The 15,376-nt window shown below is 60.7% G+C and carries 14 protein-coding genes and 2 pseudogenes; 12 read left to right on the top strand and 4 right to left on the bottom strand.

All coding sequences use genetic code 11. The features are described from left to right. The 12 genes and pseudogenes from QHC67_RS06965 to QHC67_RS06910 form a co-directional block, all read left to right on the top strand. Nucleotides 1–590, top strand: a pseudogene (locus QHC67_RS06965) (hypothetical protein); the annotation flags it as partial. A 165-nt stretch (nucleotides 591–755) separates the two neighbouring features. After that, complete coding sequence (locus QHC67_RS06960) at nucleotides 756–1,031, top strand: DUF1971 domain-containing protein (RefSeq protein WP_031308569.1); 276 nt, start codon at nucleotides 756–758, stop codon at nucleotides 1,029–1,031. A 40-nt stretch (nucleotides 1,032–1,071) separates the two neighbouring features. Further along, nucleotides 1,072–2,283, top strand: coding sequence for an NO-inducible flavohemoprotein (gene hmpA, locus QHC67_RS06955; RefSeq protein WP_024018144.1), 1,212 nt, complete (start codon nucleotides 1,072–1,074; stop codon nucleotides 2,281–2,283). An 11-nt stretch (nucleotides 2,284–2,294) separates the two neighbouring features. After that, nucleotides 2,295–2,759, top strand: coding sequence for a hypothetical protein (locus tag QHC67_RS06950; RefSeq protein WP_024018145.1), 465 nt, complete (start codon nucleotides 2,295–2,297; stop codon nucleotides 2,757–2,759). Between the two features lie 180 nt (nucleotides 2,760–2,939). After that, nucleotides 2,940–4,583: a cytochrome-c oxidase, cbb3-type subunit I gene (gene ccoN / locus QHC67_RS06945; protein WP_024018146.1), complete on the top strand. Its 1,644-nt coding sequence runs from the start codon at nucleotides 2,940–2,942 to the stop codon at nucleotides 4,581–4,583. Between the two features lie 3 nt (nucleotides 4,584–4,586). Continuing rightward, a complete protein-coding gene (gene ccoO, locus QHC67_RS06940) occupies nucleotides 4,587–5,339 on the top strand; it encodes a cytochrome-c oxidase, cbb3-type subunit II (protein ID WP_024018147.1) in 753 nt (250 codons plus the stop codon). A gap of 15 nt (nucleotides 5,340–5,354) precedes the next feature. Beyond that, a complete protein-coding gene (locus QHC67_RS06935; RefSeq protein WP_024018148.1) occupies nucleotides 5,355–5,525 on the top strand; it encodes a cbb3-type cytochrome c oxidase subunit 3 in 171 nt (56 codons plus the stop codon). Beyond that, nucleotides 5,516–6,394, top strand: coding sequence for a cytochrome-c oxidase, cbb3-type subunit III (gene ccoP, locus QHC67_RS06930; protein ID WP_024018149.1), 879 nt, complete (start codon nucleotides 5,516–5,518; stop codon nucleotides 6,392–6,394). Before QHC67_RS06935 ends, ccoP begins: the two co-directional genes overlap by 10 nt. A 198-nt stretch (nucleotides 6,395–6,592) precedes the next feature. Continuing rightward, complete coding sequence (locus tag QHC67_RS06925) at nucleotides 6,593–7,411, top strand: DUF2189 domain-containing protein (RefSeq protein ID WP_031308570.1); 819 nt, start codon at nucleotides 6,593–6,595, stop codon at nucleotides 7,409–7,411. 2 nt (nucleotides 7,412–7,413) lie between these two features. Beyond that, on the top strand, nucleotides 7,414–9,669 hold the full coding sequence (locus tag QHC67_RS06920; RefSeq protein WP_024018151.1) for a heavy metal translocating P-type ATPase: 2,256 nt from the start codon (nucleotides 7,414–7,416) through the stop codon (nucleotides 9,667–9,669). Continuing rightward, nucleotides 9,666–9,866, top strand: coding sequence for a cbb3-type cytochrome oxidase assembly protein CcoS (gene ccoS / locus QHC67_RS06915; protein WP_024018152.1), 201 nt, complete (start codon nucleotides 9,666–9,668; stop codon nucleotides 9,864–9,866). The genes QHC67_RS06920 and ccoS overlap by 4 nt, the downstream gene beginning before the upstream one ends. Nucleotides 9,867–10,496: 630 nt before the next feature. Continuing rightward, nucleotides 10,497–10,832: a cupin gene (locus QHC67_RS06910; RefSeq protein WP_024018154.1), complete on the top strand. Its 336-nt coding sequence runs from the start codon at nucleotides 10,497–10,499 to the stop codon at nucleotides 10,830–10,832. Here QHC67_RS06910 and QHC67_RS06905 read toward each other — a convergent pair whose 3' ends face one another. From QHC67_RS06905 to QHC67_RS06890, 4 genes and pseudogenes are all read right to left on the bottom strand, one after another. Continuing rightward, nucleotides 10,833–12,032 (bottom strand): NnrS family protein, encoded by a 1,200-nt coding sequence (locus tag QHC67_RS06905; RefSeq protein WP_024018155.1) that lies wholly within the window; start codon nucleotides 12,030–12,032, stop codon nucleotides 10,833–10,835. Continuing rightward, complete coding sequence (locus QHC67_RS06900) at nucleotides 12,029–14,305, bottom strand: nitric-oxide reductase large subunit (RefSeq protein ID WP_024018156.1); 2,277 nt, start codon at nucleotides 14,303–14,305, stop codon at nucleotides 12,029–12,031. Before QHC67_RS06900 ends, QHC67_RS06905 begins: the two co-directional genes overlap by 4 nt. A 323-nt stretch (nucleotides 14,306–14,628) precedes the next feature. Further along, a pseudogene (locus QHC67_RS06895) lies at nucleotides 14,629–14,760 on the bottom strand (IS3 family transposase); the annotation flags it as partial. A 348-nt stretch (nucleotides 14,761–15,108) separates the two neighbouring features. Then, complete coding sequence (locus QHC67_RS06890; protein WP_024018157.1) at nucleotides 15,109–15,351, bottom strand: hypothetical protein; 243 nt, start codon at nucleotides 15,349–15,351, stop codon at nucleotides 15,109–15,111. Nucleotides 15,352–15,376 lie beyond the last annotated feature (25 nt).

Below are 15,376 nucleotides of genomic sequence, written 5' to 3'. Positions count from 1 at the left end.
ATTTGCAGGCCTTGCCCACCGGACCGCGATTGTTCGACAACGATCGCCCGACCGTCTTCTACAACCCTCATTTTGATCCTGCGCTGTCCTCGATCGGGATCGCTCGCGATGTCATCGCCCGTTTCCGCCAACAGGAGCGGTACAACTTGGTCTTCGCCCCTCATGTCCGCGCGTTCGAAAACCTCGATCCGATCGCGCGAGCGCGGTGGCTGGAACTTGCCGTGCCAGAGCACATCGCGGTCGATCTGGATTCTCCCAAGCTGTTCGACATGAGCTATGCGCGGGCCGCCGACATCTATCTGGGCGACATGTCGAGCCAGCTTTACGAATTCCTCGCTAAGCCGCGGCCCGTCGCTTTCGTGAATGCGCATGGCGCTAACTGGCAGGACGATCCAAGGTACGCTGGTTGGCATCTGGGAGAGGTCGCATCAGGTGCCGACGATGTGCTTGCTGCAGTAGATCGAGCCTTCGAACGGCATCCCGACATGATCCAAAGACAGGCGAAAGCGACAGCGTTCGCGTTCGGCCGCTACGATGGCGCAATCAAACGGGCCTCATACCAACTGCTCCACACCCTGCAATCGCTCTGATCCCTTAGCGTACGTTTTCGAACATTCTCTCACCGGACCCCAAAGCGAAGCGGATCGCCGAAAGCCTGCAGCTCGCCGTGTTTTTTCGGCTCGATCGGCAACGCGCGGAAGGCTCGGCAATCAATTCCGATACGCTGGATTGCCCAAGGCGGAGAGTGCAAAGCCATGCCTGACATCCTTCCCTATCGTTCCACACCGGTGTTTGATCAGGATACACTACCGGCTGCCTTGCGGGCGCGACACGATACCAAGGCCGGTGTCTGGGGCCTGATCCGCGTTTTGGAAGGCGAGCTTAAGCTCACCTATCTCGATCCGCCTTCGGAGATCGTGCTGACACCGAACCAGCCAGGATTGGTTCTGCCGCAGCAGCCGCATTTCGTGACGCCGATGGGGTCAATGAAGATGCAGGTCGATTTCTACGATCAGCCGCCCGCGCGCTGACATTGCCGGAAATTTCAACGCATTTCAGAAGGAGAAGTTCATGTCGCAACCTCTTAGCGATCAGACGATCGCGCTCGTCAAGGCGACCGTTCCCGCGCTGGAAGCGCATGGTCTGGACATCGTACACGAAATGTATTCCCGGATGTTCCAGAACCCGGAAATCCGCGACCTTTTCAATCAGTCGCATCATGGCGACTCCGGATCGCAGCCGCGTGCGCTCACGGGCGCCATTCTCGCCTATGCCAGCAATATTGAAAATCTCGGTGCGCTTGCGCCTGCTGTTGAGCGGATCGCGCAAAAGCATGTGGGCCTTCAGATTTTGCCCGAGCACTATCCGCACGTTGCCGAGGCGCTCCTTGGCGCGATCAAGGCGGTGCTGGGAGATGCAGCAACGGAGGAAATCCTTGCGGCATGGGGCGAGGCCTACTGGTTCCTCGCCAATATCCTGATCGCACGCGAGCAGCGGGTCTACACAGAGCAGAAGGACGCGGCGGGCGGATGGAATGGCTGGCGTGACTTCCGCGTCGAAGACGTCTTGCGCGAGAGCAGCGTCATCAATTCCTACATTCTCCGCCCGGTCGATGGCGGACCCGTCATGCAGCACAAGCCGGGGCAGTATCTGACTTTCTGGCTGGAGATTCCCGGTCATCCGCCGGTCAAGCGCAACTACTCGATTTCGGCGGCTGCCAATGGCGAAACCTATCGCATTTCGGTGAAACGCGAATCGCAGGGCCTGGCTTCGGGATGGCTTCATGACGAGGTGAAGCCCGGAACCGTGTTGAAGGTCGCCGCGCCGGCGGGCGAGTTCTTCCTTTCCGAGCACGTCGAACGTCCCGTGGTCCTCCTCTCCGGCGGTGTGGGCCTGACGCCAATGGTGGCGATGCTCGAGGCGCTTGCGCAGAGCGGCGCCGATGTGCCCGTTCACTATATTCACGGAACCCATGATCGCGACACGCATGCGATGCGCGATCATGTCCGCACCGTAGCTGGGCAGGGCAGCGCGGTGTCGGTTACCGATTTCCATCAAACTCCGCTGGAAGGCGAAGCGCAGGGCCAGGACTATGATGTCTCCGGCATCATCACCGATGAGTGGCTCGTCGCCAACACGCCGGTCGGTGAGGCCGACTACTATATTTGCGGACCGCGCCCGTTCCTGCGTCACGCGGTTTCGACCTTGTCGCTCGCCGGTGTGCCGTCCGACCGAATTCACTACGAGTTCTTCGGCCCGGCGGACGAACTTCTGGCAGCCTGACGGGAGACGTTATGGACGACATCACCATAGCTCGGGCGATCCATGTTCTCGCGGTTCTGCTCTGGATCGGCGGCGTGGCGTTTGTGACACTCGTGGTGATGCCGTCCATTCGCGCCGCGCATCCGCCAGCTGACAGGCTCGCGGCTTTCCACAAGCTCGAAGGCCGTTTCGCGGCGCAAGCGCGCATCTGGGTGCTGCTTGCCGGCGTCAGCGGCTTTTGGATGGTTGAGCGCGGGCAGATGTGGGATCGGTTCGCCGACCTGCGTTTCTGGTGGATGCATGCGATGGTTGGCCTCTGGGCGATTTTCGCTGCCATGCTGTTCGTGATTGAGCCGTTATTTCTTCATCGACGCATGGAGGATTCATCGCAGCCCGCCGCCGACTTCGATCGCATGGAGGTCGTTCATCGCGGGCTTCTGGGGTTTGCGGTGATCACGCTTCTCGGCGCCGTGGCAGGCAGTCACGGATTGTTGTGAGGGCATTGATTGGTGACCCCAATTGTGCCGTATGACTTGTCGGAAAGCGGGCGTGGCGGGAACCCGGAGCGGACTAAGGTGTTGCAGCTTATGCGCAAGTTCCGTGGCCCGCTCCCCGGAGTCAGTGCTGCGCTGAAAAAAAGCCGCGTGGCAGCGACCAAAGGGGGATATTGATCGGGCATGGTTAAAAGTTTGACCGAGGCCGAGCGGCAGATCGCGCTCGCAATTTCTGTTGCTGTCGCCTTTTGCGGTTTGGTCCTCGCCGCCGCAGGCACCCAGGACACGATAGAAGTTCACGGATGGCTGATCCTGATCTTCGGCGCCATTTGCGCAGTTGTTGTAATCCGAGACTTATGGGAGCCGGAGCCGCCAAAATCCCGCCTCGAAAGCTATTATGACGACCCGATCAAGGCCGGCATTATCGCGAGCATGGCCTGGGCAGTGGTCGCCATGTTCGTGGGAGTATGGGTGGCAGCCCTGCTCGCGTTTCCCGATCTGACATTCGATAGCGCCTGGGCGAGCTTCGGCCGCCTGCGACCGGTTCACACGAGCGGTGTGATCTTTGGATTTGGCGGCAACGCGCTCATCGCCACCTCGTTTCATGTCGTGCAGCGGACCTCGCGTGCCCGGCTCCCCGATCAGCTTTCCCCCTGGTTTGTCCTTGTCGGCTACAATCTGTTCTGCATCCTGGCCGCCAGCGGATATCTGCTTGGTGTCACCCAATCGAAGGAATATGCCGAAGCCGAATGGTATGCGGACATCTGGCTGGTGATCGTCTGGGTGACCTATTTCGTCCTCTACATCAGGACGCTGGCGCGCCGCAAAGAACCCCACATCTATGTGGCCAACTGGTATTTCATGGCCTTCATCCTCGTCGTCGCAATTCTGCATATCATCAATAATCTCGCTGTCCCCGTCTCGCTGGGGCACGCCAAAAGCTATACGATCTGGTCGGGCGTGCAGGACGCGATGGTGCAGTGGTGGTATGGCCACAATGCCGTCGCCTTCTTCCTCACGGCCGGCTTCCTGGGGATGCTCTATTATTATCTGCCGATACGGGCGCAGCGGCCGATCTTCTCGTATCGGCTGTCGATCCTGAGCTTCTGGGGCATCACATTTTTCTACATGTGGGCCGGCTCGCATCATCTTCACTATACGGCGCTGCCGCATTGGGTCCAGACGCTGGGGATGACCTTCTCGGTCATGCTTCTCGTTCCGTCCTGGGCCTCGGCCGGGAATGCCTTGCTGACGTTGAACGGCGCATGGCACTGCGTGCGTGACGATGCCACGCTGCGCTTCATGATGGTCGCAGCCGTGTTCTACGGCATTTCTACCTTCGAAGGATCCTTCCTGGCGATCCGCCCGGTCAATTCTCTCTCGCATTATACCGATTGGACCGTGGGCCACGTTCATGCAGGCGCACTCGGATGGGTCGCGCTCATTACCTTCGGCTCATTCTATACGCTGGTGCCGTCACTCTGGAAGCGCGAGAAGATGTATTCGTCGGCGCTGGTCGAGTGGCATTTCTGGCTCGCTCTGGCCGGGACACTTGTCTACATTTTCGCAATGTGGAATTCCGGCATTATCCAGGGCCTTATGTGGCGGACCTATACGGAGGAAGGCACGCTCGCCTATTCGTTCCTCGACTCGCTGCGCGCGATGTATCCCTATTACATCGCGCGTACCTTCGGCGGCCTGTTGTTCCTGATCGGAGCAGTGATCGGCTCTTACAATATGTGGAGGACCATTCGCGCATCGCCATCCAGCGCGGCGATAGAAGGCGACGTTCCTTTGAACGTCACCACCGCGGTGGTGAGGGGCTGAGCAATGGCGGAACTCTTTCATCGCAAGCTTGAGCGGAGCACCATCGGCTTCGTGCTCGCAATTGTCGCGGCTGCCAGTGTCGGCGGCCTTGTCGAAATAGCCCCACTCTTCACGATCGATGAGACAGTGGAGAAGGCGCCTGACATGCGGCTCTACACACCACTCGAACTGGCAGGTCGGAATATCTACGTTCGCGAGGGCTGCTATGCCTGCCACAGCCAGATGATCCGCACCTTGCAGGATGAGGTCGAGCGCTACGGGCCTTATTCTCTGGCGGTCGAGTCCAAGTATGACCATCCGATGCTCTGGGGCTCGAAGCGAACCGGCCCGGATCTTGCCCGCATCGGCGGCAAATATTCGGATTTCTGGCACGTCGCCCATCTGACCAATCCGCGCGAGGTCGTGCCCGATTCAAACATGCCCGCCTATTCCTGGCTGGCGCGCACCGCACTGCGGGTCGATGATCTGCCTTTGCATCTGAAAGCCCTGCGCGCTGCCGGCGTTCCCTACACCGACGCGATGATCGAAAACGCCAGCATCGATGCTTACGACCAAGCGACGCCGGAAAGCTCGACGTCGTCCGGTGTTGCGGATCGCTACGGCAAAGAAACGCAAGTGCGCGTGTTCGACGACGTGGCGACCGAAGTCACCGAAATGGACGCTTTGGTGGCTTATCTCCAGGTTTTGGGACGGCTGACCGATGCGCCGTATAAGAATACGGCAGCGCCGCAAAAGCCACCTGGGCCGGTGAAATGAGATGAGGAGAGACCCATGGATTTAAGCCACGACGCTCTCGTCGCATTCTCGAAAAGCTGGGGGCTGTTCTACCTCATCGGGCTGATGATCGGCGTGCTCATCTACACGTTTCGTCCTTCCAACCGAAAGAAGTTCGACAAAGCCAAGCAAAGCGTTCTCGATCAGGATGACAAGCCGTGGACGTAGAACGCGATCCCGTCAGCGGCCGCGAGACGACCGGCCATGTTTGGAACGGCATCAAGGAGCTTGATACGCCAGTCCCCAAAGGCGTGTTGATCTTTCTGATTGTCACCCATCTTTTCGCCTTTGCCTGGTGGATCCTCATGCCGACCTGGCCGGTGGGCCATACTTACACCAAGGGCATTCTCAACACGGACCAACGCACTTCGGTCGAGAAGCATTTGGTCGATGCGCAGGCGGGACGCGCGGCCTGGATGAAGCGGATCGAAAGCGAGAATCTCGAACAGATCGCGGCCGACCCGCAGCTCATGTCGATCGTGCGCAGCACCGGTCACCGGCTTTTCGGTGATAATTGTGCCGCCTGCCACGGCATCAATGCCAAGGGCGGTTATGGCTATCCCGATCTGACTGATGATGACTGGATCTGGGGCGGTGATCTTGAAACAATCGCGCAGACTATGCGCGTCGGGGTCAATGAACAGCATCCGCAGGGTCGGAACTCGCAGATGCCTTCTTTTGGTCGGGATGGCATTCTCGACGCCGATCAGGTCAGTCTGGCGGCCAATTACATCTATTCCTTGTCGCATCCCAAATTCGTGACGGCGGCCAACCGTGCCTCGGTTTTGTCGGGGCGCGAGGTGTTCATGTCGAATTGCGCGATTTGCCATGGCGAAGATGCGCGCGGCAAACGCGATGTCGGCGCGCCCAATCTATCGGACACGCGCTGGATCTATGGGGGCGACCTTGATCAGATTGTCGAGACTGTGCATGGCGGTCGCCAAGGCCATATGCCGACCTGGGATGAACGACTGAGCGCCGCCGATATCAAGATTTTGGCGCTCTATGTTCACTCACTGAGCTCGCCCGCGCCATGAATGTGACGCGAAGCAGATCGCGATGGATTGTTTGGAGCTTCGTAGCGGCCGGGCTGCTCCTGTTCGTTCTCGCCAATGCGCATTTGATTTACGTCGCGTTCCAATCGCAGCCCAATTGCGTTGGGCATTTGAAGGAGCGAGCGAGCGAGAGCGGCCAGTATCGCGCGGCGAAATCGGCATGCTGAAAGGTTGCTGGACATGACTGAGGAGAGCGCCTCTTACGGATTGCTGACCGAAACGTCGGGAATCGATGAAACCAGGAACGCCCGGCTTCAGCGCCACCTCCCGCCGCTCGTTGGCTTGCGCTGGCTTGGAGCGGGTTGGCGCGACCTAATGGATCGACCGGTGCCGAGCCTTCTTTACGGTCTGGGCACCTTTGTCCTGTCGGTCGCCGCGGTCGCGATCCTCGCCCTGTACGGGCGAGACTATATTCTTTTTCCCGCGCTCGCCGGCTTCATGATCGTCGCCCCGCTGCTCGCCGTAGGACTCTATGAAAAGAGCCGGGCTCGTGAGCAGGGCGAGACAATCGGCCTGCGCGGCATGCTTTTCGTGAAACCCGCAGCGGGCCCACAGGTCTATTTCACCGGGTTGCTGCTCAGTCTTCTCATGCTTTTATGGATTCGCTCGGCAGTCCTCATCTATGCCCTATTCTTCGGCGTCCGCCCGTTCCCCGGCATTTCGCATATTACGGCTTTCCTCCTGGCCGATCCCGTGGGCTGGATCATCCTTGGTGTCGGTACGGCAGTCGGTGGATTGTTCGCTTCCTTCGCCTTCGCGATCAGTGTTTTCGCGATTCCGATGTTGCTGGACCGAAAGGTCGATGCGCTCACGGCGATGGGGACCAGCATGGCGCTCGTATGGAACAACCTTGCGCCGATGATCGTGTGGGGAGGAATCGTTCTGGCGCTTTTCATTCTTTGCGCGGCAACAGGACTTCTCGGGCTCATCCTTATTTTCCCATGGCTGGGTCATGCCACCTGGCATGCCTATCGTGGGGTCGCCGAAGCGGACGCCTAGGAATGGCATCGCGTGCCGCTTTGAACGATATCGCGTTGCGACGAACACCGGCCCGCCAGTCGGTCGATGAACTCATCCTCGCCAGCAGAGTGCTGGATGATGGCCTCCTTCAGACCCAATTGTCGGTACCTACCGCGCACTGCGGCGGGTGCATGGCGAAGATCGAGCGGACCTTGGCTCAGCTCGATGGGGTGGTGTCGGCACGCGTCAACCTTTCGACGCGGCGGGCTACGGTTACGTGGAAAAGGACGGGGACTGCCCCCCCGCTGCTCGAAAGCTTGTCCAAAGCCGGCTTCGAAGCGAATCTGCTGAACAATCTCGAGGGCCAGCCGGATCGCGAAAGACGCAGGTTGATCGTTGCCATGGCGGTCTCGGGATTTGCGGCGATGAACATCATGCTGCTCTCGGTGTCGGTATGGTCAGGCGCTGACGCAAGTACGCGCCATCTCTTCCATGCGATATCGGCGCTGCTGGCGATTCCGACGGTAGCCTATTCGGGGCGCATCTTCTTTCAATCGGCATGGTCCGCCTTGCGTGCAGGTCGCACCAACATGGACGTGCCCATCTCGATCGGCATTCTCCTCGCGCTTGGCTTGAGTATCTTCGACACATTGCATTCCGGCCCGCATGCCTATTTCGACGCTGTCGTCACGCTGATCTTCTTTTTGCTGATCGGACGAACGCTTGATTATCTGATGCGCGACAAGGCGCGTTCCGCAGTGCTCGGCCTCGCGAAAATGATGCCTGCGGGCGCGAAGGTCATCGCCGAGGATGGTGCACGCACATTCGTGGCGCTCGACAGCATCGCGGTGGGCGATGCCATCGTCGTCGCGCCGGGAGAACGCGTGCCGCTCGACGGAGTCGTCATTGCCGGAGAGGGCGATGTCGACACTGCCGCTGTAACGGGCGAGGCGATGCCGACGCCCGTAATGGCTGGCAGCAAGCTTCTGTCCGGCATGCTCAATCTCAATGGCTCGTTGGAAGTCCGCGTCACCAGCACGAGCGCGCAGTCCTTTCTCGCGGAAATGGTCCTGATGATGGAGGCCGCCGAGCAGGGCCGCGCACGCTACCGGCGCTTGGCGGATCGCGTGGCGACCTATTATTCACCGATCATCCATTCGCTGGCCGTCGCCACCTTTGTCGGGTGGTTTCTGTCGACCGGCGATTGGCATCGGTCACTCACGATCGCGATTTCTGTGCTCATCATCACCTGCCCGTGCGCATTAGGCTTGGCCATTCCCATGGTGCAACTCGTTGCGGCGAAGCGCTTGTTCGAGCGCGGTATCGCCCTGAAGGACGGAAGCGCGCTCGAACGCTTGGCTGAGGTCGATATTGTCGTTTTTGATAAGACGGGCACGCTGACCATCGGCGATCTGCGCGTAACCGAAGCCGATATCGACAAGCGCTACCGCGAGGTCGCCTTGGCCATGGCGTCGCGATCCGACCACCCTGTGGCGCGCGCCATCGCAGCAAGTGGCGAGGGCCGTTCAGGCGTCAACCTGGAAAGCTTTTCCGAGCTTCCGGGAAAGGGGTTAGAAGCGCGCCGTGCCGGCCATGTATTCAGAATAGGCCGATCCGATTGGGCGCTGAGCACCAATGGCGATATCGACAGCCTCCACACGGTCTTTTCAGTTGATGGCGAACTGGCAGGCCATTTTCGCTTTTCCGACCGCGAGAAGGCCAGCGCGCGAGATGCGGTGCGTCAGGTGAGGGAACTTGGTCTGGAAGTGGAGTTGCTTTCGGGTGATGACCCGGGAGCGGTATCGGCGGTGGCGGGCTCGATCGGTATCGCGGAATTTCGCGCCGGCCTCCTGCCTCAGCAGAAAGTGCAGCGTCTCGAAGCGCTCGCCGATAAGCAGTGCAAGACCTTGATGGTGGGCGATGGATTGAACGACGGACCAGCTCTCTCCGCCGCGCATGTTTCCATGGCACCGTCCAATGCCGCCGATATCGGCCGCGCTGCCGCCGATATCGTGTTTTTCGGACAGGATCTCACAGCTATTCCGCAAGCCCTCCGGGTTTCCCGCGCTGCCCGTAGGCTTGTCCGGCAGAACCTCGTTTTTTCAGTCGGATACAACTTAGTGGTGTTGCCGATGGCCGTCACGGGTCATGTCAGTCCTTTGCTCGCGGCAATCGCAATGTCGCTATCCTCCATTTCAGTAGTGGCAAATGCTCTGCGCGTCCCTTCTCAGAGTGAACCCAGCCCAAATACGGCTCGTCGAGAGCGCGTGCTGGTTCCTACAGGGGGCGCGGCATGACGGCTCTCGCTTGGTTAGTGCCGATTGCGCTGGTAATGGGTTTGGTAGGCTTGGGCGCCTTCCTGTGGTCTATGAGCAGCGGGCAGTATGACGATCTTGATGGCGCGGCAGAACGCATCTTCATAGATGCCGATGCCGACATGCCCATGGTGAATACCCAGGAACAGGCGACCGAGCCGAAACCGTCCAGATCGTAGCGAGTTAATGAATGGGGATGATATTTGGCAAAAATGCGATCGAGGAAAATCTGATGACGCGCACACATGGTGGGAATTGGGTCGGCATCCTAGCCTTCGTCTGCGGTGCGGCGGTCATATTACCCAGCTTGGTCGCATTGGCGCTGAGTCTGCTTGCGGTTGTCCGAATTATATTTTGAAGCCCACTGAGGCCTCCAAATGACCCGTATTTCGTATTTATTCCGCCGTCAGAGCTTTTGGCACAATTCGAGGTTAAGTTAGTGGACTGCGGACGAGTTTGTCCCCCTAATCAGCGTCAGGTTTGTGGAGCCGTCGCCGAGCCGTTCCTGCATCACTGCGACGCTCAGGAAGCGCCGCTTCGGCAGGCGTTCTTTTCGGCGGCTGCTAGCGCGCGGTCCATCTCTTCAATTATGTCTTTCCGAGCCGGTTGAAATTTCAGATCACATGGCCGCCTTTCGAATATTTCGCCATAGCCTCCTCGTTAGCAAGTGTAACGAGCGTTTGGGCCTATCTCTTCCAGGTTCCCGCGTGTTTGGATGTTTGCTGGCGTATTCAGTGGCGCCGGTGACTTCCACGCCGTTCGCGTGTTGTCGGATATGATCGTAAAAAACTGTTAAAGAGGATCTGAGAATGGCGCTCCAGCATGCAAAGCCCGGCGAAGTGGTCCATCTTCCAACGCTGGCTCCTGAGCGCGGGACCACCGGGACGACCGCGCTGGTCAAATCCGACCGGTTCGAGGCCATTCACCTCGTCGTTCCCGCGGGATCGACCATACCGCCACATCATGTTGCCGGTTATCTGACGCTGCATTGCCTGGAAGGTCGGGTCACGTTGGGACCAACGAATATTGCGCTCGGCGCTGGCGATTGGGTCTATCTGGAGCGCGGCGATCAGCACTCCGTCCAAGGCATCGAAGATGCGCGGCTGCTGCTCACGATCTTGTTCGATACGCCGCCAACGCCGTGATCAGGCTTGATCTCTGGCAGGCCGTTGCAACGCCATGCGGCCGTAGACGAAGATGAACAGCAGGAAGGCGCCGCCCCACAAGCCGCCGGCCAGACGAATGCTCAGCATATAGTCGAGCGGCAGCAGCGGCGCGGCGACCCGCAGCAGCGCGCCGAGATTGACCAGCACATAGATGGCGACCGTGCCGCCATCCGCTTCCAACGGGCGGCCGGTATGACCGCGTGTCGCCCGCGTCATCACCGCCAGTGTCATTCCCGCCATCGCGCCGGCGCCCAGCGCATGCATTGCGCTCGATACGGGCACGACCGGCCACAGGATAGCAGCCCCGAGCAGCAGCAGGCCCGCCGGCAACCATGCGTAGGCGAGGTGCAGGACGAAGACCAATGGATCGCCGATCGCACTCAGCCCGGCCCAGCGGGTCTGCCGCACGGCATGCGATGCGCCGGCGACGAGCAGCAGCCAGGGCACCGGATGCGCCGCCGGTGCGAACACCCAGCCTGCCAGGGCAATCGCCGTGACCGCGAGCACGGCATGGTCGAACCGGTTGGCCATGATCGGCAACCCGTCCGTGCCGCCATGCTTGTTCAGCCAGTTGCGGGTAAAGGCCGGGATGATCCGTCCGCCGATGATCGCGATCAGCATGAGGACAAGCGCGAAGCCGGCCCGCATCCCGATCGCCGGATCGGTGGTTAGCCCCATCGCTGCGGCATGATCCAGCTCACAAGCGGCGGCGAACAGGAGGAGGACGATCAGGATCGGCTTGTTGCGGTTGCGCGCCGCGAAAATCTGCCGCGCCGCATAGCCGAATAGTGCGAGCAGGAAGCCGACATCGAGCACCGAGCCGACGAGCGGCGGCACATAAGCGGAGAACAGCACCGCGAGTCGGGCGGCCGCCCACAAGCCGACGAACGCCGCCACCGGCCAGCCCGTCATCACCGGCCGCCCGGTCCAGTTGGGGATCGCCGCGCTCAGGAAGCCGGCGATGACCGCGCCGAGATAGCCGAACAGCATCTCATGCTGATGCCAGACAAGCGGCTCCATTGCCGTCGGCACGGACCACGCTCCACCCAGCGCACCGACCCAGAACGCGACGACGACAAGCGCCCAGAGCGCGCCGCCGGTGAACAGCAGCCGGAAACTGCCCTGAAGCCAGATCGGCGCTTCGGCAATGCGGTCCCGTTTGGCGGCGGCCTTAGTCATACGCGAGCACCCTTCCTCCACAGACCCAGGATCACCACCTGCCATGCGATAGCGATGGCGCCCACCATGAACACGACATCCCCGAAGGTACGGACCCAGCGCAGGGTTTCAAGGAAGCCTTGCTGCAGGAAGAAGTCGCTGCGCGCGTACCACATGCCGGTGGTGACGCTGGCCTGGAACTGGAACAGCCCGACCGGGAGCAGGCTGGTGAAGATCATCAGCACCAGCCCGGCGTTGAGCCCCCAGAAGCCGGTGGCCAACAACCGGTCGTTGAACCGAATGTCGGGCCGGATATAGCGCAGCACCAGCAGGGTGAAGCCGAGCGCCAGGAAGCCATACACCCCGAACAGCGCGGCGTGGGCGTGGACCGCCGTGGTGTTCAGCCCTTGGAGATAGAACAGCGCGACCGGTGTGTTGATCATGAACCCGAAGACACCGGCGCCCAGCATGTTCCAGAACGCCACGGCGATGAAGCACATCAACGGCCACTTGACCGCGCGCATCCAGGGCGTGCGCTCGCGCAGACTCCAATGTTCGAATGCCTCATAGCCGAGCACGATCAGCGGCACGACTTCCAGGGCGCTGAACGCGGCACCGACCGCCATGATCGGCGTGGTGGTGCCGGAAAAATACATGTGGTGGAAAGTGCCCGGCACACCGCCGACCATGAACAGCGAGGCCGAGGCCAGGCTGGCCGCCGTTGCAATCCGTCGCGAGACCAGGCCCATGGTTGCGAAGATAAAGGCGATGGCCGAGGTCGCAAAGACCTCGAATATGCCTTCCACCCACAGATGGACGACCCACCAGCGCCAATATTCCATGATCGTGATGTTGGTGCGTTCGCCGTAGAACAGCCCCGTGCCGTAAAACAGGCCGATCGCGATGGTGGCGATGGTGAGCAGCGCCAGCAGGCTCTTGTCGTCGCCCTTGGTGCGCAATGCCGGCACCATTCCCCGCAGCATCAGCACCAACCAGAGGAGCAACCCGACGAATAGCCCGATTTGCCACACCCGGCCGAGGTCCAGATACTCGTAACCCTGATGGCCCAGCCAGAAGCTGAGTTTCGCCGGTAGCGCATGGGAGAGCGCCAGATAATTGCCGATGAACGATCCGGCGACAACGACGATCAGCGCCCAGAACAGGATGTTGACGCCCAGCTTCTGGTATTTGGGATCGCTGCCGTGGATGACCGGGGCCAGGAACAGGCCGGCCGCGAGGAACGCCGTCGCGATCCACAGCACCGCACTCTGCACATGCCAGGTGCGGGTCAGCGCGTAAGGGAAATATTGCGAGACATCCAAGCCGTAAAAGCTCTGGCCCTCGATCGTATAATGGGCTGTGAAGGCGCCGATGAAGACCTGGAATATGAACAGCGCCAGCACCACGAACAGATATTTGCCGAGCGCCTTTTGCGATGGCGTCAGACCGGCGACTTGCAACGGGTCGTTCGCCGCCGCGACCAAGGGGGTATCATCGTGGCGGCGCAGGAACGCCCAACCCCAGATCAGCGCGCCCACTCCCGCGATCAGGATGACGACGCAGGCGAGCGACCACAGGATATTTTCCGGCGTCGGATAATTGCCGATCAGCGGCTCGGGCGGCCAGTTGTTGGTATAGGTCGCGACCGTGCCCGGCCGCTCGGTCGATGCGGCCCAGGCCGTCCAGAAGAAGAAATTGGTCAGCTTCGCCCGCTGCGCCGGATCGGGCAGCGTGCCTTCCTTCATCGCATAATTATCGCGGGTGGGCCGCAGCGTGGGATCGGAGCCGTAGAGCCGCTCATAATAGCTGGCGGTCTGGGCGAACGCTTGGGCGCGGCGGTTCGACACCGTCACCACGCCGCTCGCCCTATCATAGCTGTTGTGGCGATATTCCTGCTTGAGGCGATAGGTCAGCGCCGCCTTCTGTTCGCCGTCGAGCGCCTCGAAGGACTTCCCTTCGGTCTCCCGTGCCGCAAGATCGAGCCAGGCGACAAGTTCGCGGTGCAGCCAATCGGCGGACCAGTCCGGCGCCTGATAGGCGCCGTGCCCCCAGATCGAGCCAAGCTGCATGCCGCCGGTGCTCTGCCAGGCACTCTGGCCGTCGAGGATGTCCTCGCGCGTCATCAGCACTTGGCCCGTTGCGGTGACGATCTGTTCTGGGATGGGCGGAGCCTTCCGATAGATCTCCACCCCGGACACGCTCAATATGCCGAAAGTCACCGTCAGCACGGCGATCAGCGCCAACCACAGAACCTTATAGTTTCCCACGGCGCGATCTTTCTTTTCGATGGTCAAAGCCTGTTCGCCAATATGCCCAGAGCCCAAACTTGGCCTTCGCCGATGATGGGGCTCCAGTCGTTCGTCAGTACGGCTGGCAACCCTGGACAGATGGGGCGCGAAGATCGCGCGCCACGTCCGGCAGCGATGCTGGCTCGCGCCCGAGGCTTGCCCGGTAGCAGGGCGCCGCCGCCGTGTGCTGCGCTTCGAAAAGGAGCGTGGTCCAGAATCCGCCTCCGCCGACAGGCGCGAGCGCGATTGTCCCCCGTCACGAGATGCCTGCAGAGAAGGCCCAAATGATGACAAGTACGTAGCACAGTTCGTCCACTAAACCCATCCAGCGAGCAGCCGATCTTCGCCGCGATCGACTTCATCACTTCCCATTCCGAGCCGTACTCAGCCCGCTGCTCCGCGACCATAAGGACCGCGCGTTCCCGTACTTCGGGTGAAAATTTGTTCGTCGTCTTGCTCATAACGGCTCCTTGTCACAAGTGGGAGCCTCCTGAAAACCCGGGGCGCTTCGGGGACCGACTTGGTTTGGTCGATATCGGTCATCGCCAGCGCCGACATAGCCTGGTCCCCCTGTGGGAAGACTGAACACCGCGACCGCCGCCGAGGCCCGAGAGTGTCATCTCTTCTGTGGATGGCTCCCCTTTGCGAGTGCTCAACGAACTTATGGCAACGGTCAGTTGCAGTCTTCTGTTCGGCCTTTTGTGCAGCCTAGAATTCGACTGCTGGCCCTGATGAGGTCCGCGGACAAGATCCCAAACTAACTATCAGGCAGCGCTGTGCCAGTCCTCGCGTCTACCAGGCGAGTGCCGTCAGCCGTCACGACTTCGGCGACAGCTCGGCCAAGCCACATGCGATAGGTGACGGTCGACGGGCGCGGCAGTGGCGGCGGTGATCGCCGATGGCGATGCGAGCGCGAGGTGGCTGGGCAGGGCCGTGGTGGCGTTGCGCTCCACCAAGTGATCGCCATGCACGCGGTCGATGGGCAAGAAGCTCATCAACGCGCCGCTCGTGAACCAGAGGAGGAGCTGCGCACCGATGATAAGTGCAACCATTTGTGGGTGCGGCTCGCGAGGAGGT

The organism is Sphingobium sp., assembly GCF_033795625.1.
Lineage (GTDB): Bacteria > Pseudomonadota > Alphaproteobacteria > Sphingomonadales > Sphingomonadaceae > Sphingobium.
This window is presented reverse-complemented; position numbering and strand designations above follow the sequence as displayed.